General features: G+C 66.0%; 5 protein-coding genes, 1 tRNA gene and 1 pseudogene. 2 read left to right on the top strand and 5 right to left on the bottom strand.

Features of this window, described 5'->3' with window-relative positions; all coding sequences use genetic code 11:
- Positions 1–850, top strand: an 850-nt coding sequence (locus tag VKP01_RS15325; protein WP_324413802.1) for a TRAP transporter large permease, incomplete at its 5' end; no start/stop codon positions are given.
- Positions 851–874: 24 nt separating this feature from the next.
- On the opposite strand, the gene VKP01_RS15320 is transcribed toward VKP01_RS15325, so the two are convergent.
- Together VKP01_RS15320 and VKP01_RS15315 are read right to left on the bottom strand one after the other, a co-directional pair.
- A complete protein-coding gene (locus VKP01_RS15320) occupies positions 875–2,605 on the bottom strand; it encodes a hydantoinase B/oxoprolinase family protein (protein WP_324413801.1) in 1,731 nt (576 codons plus the stop codon).
- Complete coding sequence (locus VKP01_RS15315) at positions 2,602–4,695, bottom strand: hydantoinase/oxoprolinase family protein (protein WP_324413799.1); 2,094 nt, start codon at positions 4,693–4,695, stop codon at positions 2,602–2,604. The genes VKP01_RS15320 and VKP01_RS15315 overlap by 4 nt, the downstream gene beginning before the upstream one ends.
- A 464-nt stretch (positions 4,696–5,159) precedes the next feature.
- Between VKP01_RS15315 and VKP01_RS15310 the strand changes: the two genes are divergently transcribed.
- Positions 5,160–6,107, top strand: coding sequence for a DMT family transporter (locus tag VKP01_RS15310; protein WP_324413797.1), 948 nt, complete (start codon positions 5,160–5,162; stop codon positions 6,105–6,107).
- A 122-nt stretch (positions 6,108–6,229) separates the two neighbouring features.
- Here the strand turns inward: VKP01_RS15310 and VKP01_RS15305 are convergent.
- From VKP01_RS15305 to VKP01_RS15295, 3 genes and pseudogenes are all read right to left on the bottom strand, one after another.
- Positions 6,230–6,304: transfer RNA gene (locus VKP01_RS15305), tRNA-Gly, on the bottom strand.
- 77 nt (positions 6,305–6,381) lie between these two features.
- Positions 6,382–6,930: a carbonic anhydrase gene (locus VKP01_RS15300; protein ID WP_324413795.1), complete on the bottom strand. Its 549-nt coding sequence runs from the start codon at positions 6,928–6,930 to the stop codon at positions 6,382–6,384.
- A 255-nt stretch (positions 6,931–7,185) separates the two neighbouring features.
- Positions 7,186–7,535 (bottom strand): annotated as a pseudogene (locus VKP01_RS15295) (tRNA (N(6)-L-threonylcarbamoyladenosine(37)-C(2))-methylthiotransferase MtaB); the annotation flags it as partial.

Here is a 7,535-nt window from a genome sequence, read left to right as displayed (position 1 = left end):
GCTGATCCCGCCTTCCATTATCCTGATTGTCTACGGCGTCTCTGCGGAAGTCTCGATCGTGCAGCTCTTCATCGCCGGCATTCTGCCCGGTGCGATGGTGGCGTCCCTGTTCATGCTCTATGTCGGCGGCTGGGCGCTCCTCAACCCATCGAAGATCCCGATTTCCGACATCAGGATGACGCTGAAGGAGAAGCTCTGGTCATCCCGGCGGCTGATCCCGGTCATCCTGCTGATCGCCTTCGTCATCGGCTCGATCTATCGCGGCTGGGCCACGGCGACGGAGGCGGCAGCGATCGGTGTGGCCGGTGCGCTGGTCCTGTCGGCGCTGACGGGCTCCCTGAACCGGCACACCTTCTCGGCCAGCCTGATGGGTGCCACGCGCACCTCATGCATGATCATCTTCATCTATGCGGGCGCCGCATTTCTCTCGGTCGCGATGGGTTATACGGGCATCCCCCGCACGCTGGCGATGCTGATCCAGGACATGCAGTTGTCGCCCTACATGCTGCTCGTGGCGCTGACGCTGCTCTTCGTCATTCTGGGCTGCTTCCTCGACGGCATTTCCGTCGTGGTGCTCACCACGGCCGTGATCCTGCCGATGGTGCAGGCTGCCGGGATCGATCTGATCTGGTTCGGCATCTATCTCGTGCTGGTGGTGGAGATGAGCCAGATCACGCCTCCGGTGGGCTTCAATCTGTTCGTGTTGCAGGGGCTCACGGGGAGGAATCTGCTTTATATCGCGCGGGCGGCGCTGCCTTTCTTCTTCCTCATGATCGTGGCGATCGTTTTGCTGACGCTCTTCCCCGGCATCGCCACCTGGCTGCCGGAGCAGGCCACCGCCCGCCCGTGAGGGCAGGCGGGACTTTGCGCATGCTCAGCCGCGCAGGGCCTTCGTGGCGGCCTCGTCCACCGTGCCGCGGACGTCCACCACCACGCCATAGGCGTCCCTGGCGGCTTGCGGGCTGACGATCCCGTTGCGGACATCTTCCGCCACCGCCGCGACCGGACGCGCGGACGCGTCGCCGAGCCCGCCACCACCGGGTGTCTCAAGCACGAGACAATCGCCGGCGGGGACGGTCTGGCGGCCTTTCGGACGCAGCGTCAGCCCGCCCTGTGTGCGCACGTTGCCCTTCCCGCCCGGCCCGCCGTCCTGTCGTCCACGTGCGGGATGGGCGCAGCGATCGAACATGGCGCCGACGGAGAACGGCGCATTTTCGCGATGGCTGATCTCCATCACCTGCCCGGTCCCGCCGCGATGACGCCCGGCCCCCCCGGAATCGGTGCGGTATTCCTTGCGCCAGAAAACCAGCGGCGAGATCGTCTCGTTGATCTCCACCGGCGTGTTGCGCACGCCCGAGGGGAAGGCCGTGGCCGATAGCCCGTCCTTGTTCACCCGCGCGCCGGTTCCGCCGGTATGGAAGATGGTCATGGCAAACGGCGTCGCGGCGCCGTAATCCGCATCGACCACGCCGTGCCCGCCCATCAGCGTCGGATTCCACAGGCTCGACGAGCCCTCCGCCGGCGTGCCGCCGGGGATGGCCTGTTCGAGGCAGCCCAGCACGACATCGGGCAGCATCTGCCCGATCACATGCCGCGCCGCCACGCCGCAGGGATGCGGGGCATTCAGGATCGAGCCCGCCGGTGCATCGACGCGGATCGGATCGAGCGAGCCCCAGTTGTTGGGGATGTCGCCCCCGACGATACAGCGCACGCCGAAGCTGGCATAGGCATCCGTATAGGTCAGCGGCACGTTGATGCCGTAGCCCGAGACGGGGGAGGTGCCCGAGAAATCGATGCTCATGCCGTCATCGCCCACGCTCAGGCGGCAGACCAGGTCGACGGGGCGCTCGTAGCCATCGACGCGCATGCTGTTCTCGTAGACGCCTGCGGGCAGCGCGCGGATCGCCGCGAGCATGGCTTCGCGCGACTGCGTGATGATGTGCCCGGCGACTTGGTCGAGATCGGTGAGGCCGAATTCGCGCATCATCGCGACGAGGCGGCGGCAGCCGGTCTCGTTGCAGGCGGCGAGGGAGTAGAGATCGCCCTCGACCTGGATCGGCTCGCGCACGTTTGCGCGCACGATCGCCAGCAGCGACTCGTTCATGCGGCCCGCCTGGGCGAGATGCATGATCGGCAGGTAGATGCCCTCTTCGTAGACCTGACGCCCATCCGGCCCGAAACCGATCCCGCCGACATCGACGACATGGCTCGTCGATGCAAACAGCGCGACGGGGCGCCCGTCGAGGAAAGTCGGCGTGACCACGGTGAAATCATGCAGGTGGCCCGTGCCAAGCCACGGGTCGTTGGTGACGAAAACATCACCCTCGGCCATGCTCTCCAGCGGGAATCGCTCCAGGAAATGCCCGACGCTCGCGGCCATGGCATTGACGTGACCCGGGGTGCCGGTCACCGCCTGGGCCAGCATGCGGCCCTTTGCATCGAACACGCCGGCCGAGAGGTCGCCCGCCTCGCGCACAGAGGTCGAGAAGGCGGTTCGGATCAGGGTCTGGGCCTGCTCCTCGACGACCGAGAGAAGCCGGTTCCACATGATCTGAAGACGGATATTGGCGAGGGCGGTATCGCCCGCTGCGGATGGCGTGCTCATGCCCGGTCCTCCTGGCTTGTGCGGCGTTGCATGACGATGGCGCCGGAAGTGGCGATCCGGGCGGTGAAGGCGGCGGAGACGACGCTGGTCGTCTGCGCTTCCGCGATCAGGGCCGGTCCCGCGATCACGGCATCGGGCGCGAGGTCGCTGCGCAGATGCACCCCCGCCTCGACCATCTTTCCAAGGCCCGGGTCGAAGATCCGGCGGGTCGTGCGCGGCTTTGTCGCAGTGCCGCCCTGCGCGCCGGGTGCGACGGGTTCCGGTGCGTCGAGGCGGGTCTGCAGCGTCAGGGTCCAGCTCAGGATCTCGATGCCGAGATGCGGGATCGTGCGTCCGTAGAGCGCGCTATAGGCCTTGTCGAATGCCGCGCGCATGGTCTGCGCGGCATCCGCGTCGAGAGGGCCCTCCGGCAGTGTGACGCTGATTTCGTGACCCTGGCCGATATAGCGCATATAGGCCTCGCGGGTTTCGACCAGCGCCGCATCCGGGGCGCCGAGCCGAACAACCTCCTCGGCTTCCGCGCGCATGGCGTCGAGCGTGGCATTTGCGTCACCCGCGTCGAAAGCGTCGAGGCGCATGTAGCGGCTGCGCACCACCTCATAGGCGATTGGCGCCATCAGGAAGCCGATGGCCGAACCGACGCCCGCATCCGGCGGCACGATCACCGTGTCGATGCCGAGCTTCTCGGCAAGGCGCGCGGCATGCAGCGGGGCGGCGCCGCCGAAGGCGATCATGGTGCGCGCGGCGATGTCCTTGCCCCATTCGATGGCATGGACACGCGCGGCATTGGCCATGTTCTCGTCGACGATCTCGCAGATCCCGTAGGCCGCATGCGTCGCATCGAGGCCGGCTGCCTCGCCGATTTTCGCCGCGAGCGCCGATAGCGCCGCATCCGCATCGAAACGCACTGCGCCCTGGCCGAACAGCGCCGGATCGATGCGCCCGAGCCCGACATCGGCATCGGTCACCGTCGGCTCGGTGCCGCCGCGCCCGTAGCAGGCGGGGCCGGGCTCCGATCCCGCGCTGTCGGGGCCGACCTGGATGCGCCCGAGGGTATCCATCCGTGCAATAGAGCCGCCGCCGGCGCCAATCTCGACCATCTCGATCACCGGAATGCGCACCGGCAAGCCGCTGCCGCGCTTGAAGCGGTAGACCCGATCGACCTCGAAGGTGCGGCTCTTGAGGGGCGTCATCGCGTCGATCAGGCAGATTTTTGCAGTGGTGCCGCCCATATCGTAGCTGAGCACGCTGTCGAGCCCCATCTGGGTGGCGATGCGCGCCGCCAGAATGGCGCCGCCAGCGGGGCCGGATTCGACCAGACGGATCGGAAAACGGATGGCGGTATCAAGGCTCGCCAGCCCGCCGCCGGAGGTCATCAGGAAGAACGGGCAGGTCAGCCCGTCCTCCTGCAGGCGTTCGCCGAGCCGGGTGAGGTAGCGCGCCATCAGCGGCTGGACATAGGCATTCGCGCAGGTGGTCGATTGCCGCTCGTATTCGCGGATTTCCGGGCATACTTCGCTGGAAAGGCTGATAGAGGCCTCGGGCAGATGCTCGCGCAGGATCTCGGCGACACGCTGCTCGTGGGTCGGGTTTGCATAGGCGTGGATCAGGCCGATGGCGATGCTCTCGACCCCCGCTTCACGCAACTCGTCCGCAAGCGCATGGACGCTGTTCTCGTCGAGCGGCAGCAGCACCGAACCGTCCGAGGCGAGACGCTCGCGGACCGGCAGCCGCAATGCGCGCGGCACCAGCGGCACCGGGCGATCGACATTCACATCATATTGCTCGAAACGGTTCTCATAGGCCATTTCCACGGAATCACGCATGCCTTCGGTGACGACCAGAGCGGTTCGTGCGCCCTTGCGCTCGATCAGCGCGTTGGTGGCGAGCGTGGTGCCGTGCACGAGAAGACCGATATCGGACGGGCTCAGCCCTGCCTCCTGGAGAATGCGCGCGACACCATCGAGCACTCCTTCTTCGGGCGCACGTGTCGTCGTCAACACCTTGAGCGTGAATACCCGCGCGCCCGTATCCAGCGCGAGATCGGTGAAGGTTCCCCCGATATCGACGGCCAGACGGGCGCGTGCCATCCCCCTCGTCCCATCGTGCTGCGCCGTTGTTAGGGGCATAATGAACTCCCGTTTCATGACCGTTTGCCTTGTCACAGGCTATGGTGCGTCTCCGGTCAGAACAAGCTGAAGCCCAGCCTATGCGGGCTGCGCGATTTCGCAGGGGCATGCCAGGAAAGGCCGGCAAGCAGCATCGCTCGCAACAATGCTCGTCCGGATTCGCGTTCGCTGCCGCTTTCGACGCGATTCGGCAGTGCGGCTCTTCGGCAGTGCGGCCCCTGAATAACCGCGATACGCGCGATCCGGGGCCTTGACTGACACGCTTCCGTGCAGAGGCTGCGCCGGGGCCGGATGCTGCTTCGGGCGATGATTCACCCAAGCCGCTGCAAGCCATCCGGCGCCGCGGCTGCAGCATGACCCGGTGGGCGCAGCCGGCTGTTGCAACACGCGTAGACAAGCATGTCCGTGCAGTCTAAACGCGATACATGAGCCGTGCTGCATTCGCCGACCATTCGACCGACCGCACCCTTGCCGGCGTCGCCCTGATGCTGGGCTTTTGCGTGACGGCGCCGTTGCTGGACGTGGCCGCCAAGCTGGCATCCACCAGCGTGCCGGTGGGTCAGATAACGGCTGCACGGTTCCTCGTGCAGTGTGGGCTGATGGCACCATTCGTCTGGATCCTGGGACTGTCGCTGCGCGTGGCGCGCGAGCAATGGCTGGCGCTTGCGTTTCGCGCCGTGCTTCTGGTTGCCTCGACCTTTTGCTTCATTGCCGCGATCAGCGTCATGCCGCTGGCCGATGCGTTGGCGATCGTGTTCGTGGCTCCGTTCATCGTGCTGCTGGTGGGCAAGTTCCATCTGGGCGAGGATGTCGGTCCGCGCCGTGTGGGCGCGGCGATGGCAGGCTTTCTCGGCGTTCTCTTCGTGATCCAGCCCAGCTTCTCGGCTTTCGGCACGGTAGCCCTGTTTCCGCTCGGTACGGCGGTGGGTTTCGCGTTATATATTCTCGTCACACGTGGGCTGTCGCGGCGCATGCATTCCGTCACCATGCAATTCCACACCGGCTTGATCGCCAGCCTGCTGTGCTTGCCGGTGTTGGTGCTGGCTCAAGGCACGGGGTCCGCAATGCTTGACCCGGTCTGGCCTGAAGGGCGCGCGTGGCTCTGGCTTCTCGGCGTCGGATTCTTCGCCACCCTGAGCCACATCATGATGACTTACGCGCTGTCTCTGGCGCCATCGGCCACGCTTGCGCCACTGCAATATCTCGAACTGCCGGTGGCGGCCTTGCTTGGTTATCTGGTGTTCCGGGATTTCCCCGATGCGCTGACCCTGACAGGCATCGCCATCATCATCGGCGCAGGTCTCTACATGATCCACCGCGAAAGGGTCACCGCCCGCCAGTTGATCACCGAGCGGGCCGCTCCGCCGATCTGAGGGAAAGAATGCGCTTCCTTTCGCATGCATGGTTCCCGCGAGGACGCCCTGCGCTCAACGGCTCTTTGCCGGCGGCCCGGGAACGGTGCCGCCTGCATCCATCAGCCGGTGTCGCGAGAGATTGGAGCGGGCGATCGGGATCGAACCGACGACATTCAGCTTGGGAAGCTGACGTTCTACCACTGAACTACGCCCGCCTTGCGTTACTCATAGCGCCGGGAGCCGGGCCTGTGCAAGCGATTTTCCTCGCCAGTCTCTTGATGCAGCACAGCCTCTATGCGACCCGAATGAACCCGGCTGTATGCTGGTCATAGAGAGCGAGTGCGCCGGTGCGAATGTCGAAATGGGCGCCGTGCAGCGTCAGGCTTCCCGCTTCGACGGCAGTCGCGACGCAGGGATAGCTGCGCAGATGGCGCAGGCTCATCGCCACCGAGGCCTGTTCGAGCAGGGTGGTGTAATTCTGCGCAGAGAGTGGCGTGGCGCGGCGCGCGAAGGCCGCGATCCCGCCGCAGCCGGCATGGCCGAGCATGACGATATGCTTCACGGCGAGCGCGAGCACCGCATATTCGAGAGCCGCCGCCACACTGGCATCACCCATCGGCGAATCGCTGCGTTGCACGAGGTTGGCGATGTTGCGGCAGACGAAGAGCTCGCCGGGATCGGCATCGAAGACCGTCTCCGGCGCCACGCGTGAATCGCAGCAGCCGATCACCATGGTCTGCGGCTGCTGTGCACGTGCCTGCGCGGCGAATCGCACGCGTTGCGGCCCGGATGCCTTCTCGCGATAGGCGCGATGGCCCTGCATCAGACGCTGCGGCAGCATCGCGCCTCCACTGGTTCCTGAAGCGCGCGAAGCCTCCCTCCCCAGCCGGGAGGGAATGAGGGTGGGGAGAAACGCTCGTGTCATCCTTCGTCTCCGCCCATCTCCCCGGCTTTGGAGAGAATGATGCCGTGCACGCCTTCGCGCGGGGTGTCATACGGTCCTGGAGCGTGCTTGCCGGTATTGCACATCGAAAGTATGCGAAATAGCGGCCCGCCGTTGGTCGAAGCTGCGCTGCACAAAGGCGGGCAGGCGGAATCAGGCGGCGTGCAGCACGCGCCCGTCATGGCCGGCGATGGTGACGGCCCGGATCTCGCCCGGGGCGACCGGGGCGGCAAAGCGGACCGGGGTGAAGCCCTCGGTGCGCCCGGTATCGGCGGTTTCGGTCAGGACGTTACGGGTCTTGCCGATCTCGCGCTCAAGATGGCGCAACAGCGCTTCCTCGCCCCTGGCGCGCAACCTTGCGGCGCGCTCCTTGACCAGCTTGCGCTCGACCTGCGGCATGCGCGCGGCCGGCGTGCCTGGGCGTGGCGAGAAGGGGAAGACGTGCAGATGCGTGAGATCGCATGCATCCACAAGTGCGAGGGAATTTGAAAACATCGCTTCGG

Origin of the sequence: Saliniramus sp. (assembly GCF_035311605.1) — a bacterium.
In the GTDB taxonomy this organism is placed as follows: domain Bacteria; phylum Pseudomonadota; class Alphaproteobacteria; order Rhizobiales; family Beijerinckiaceae; genus Saliniramus.
This window is presented reverse-complemented; position numbering and strand designations above follow the sequence as displayed.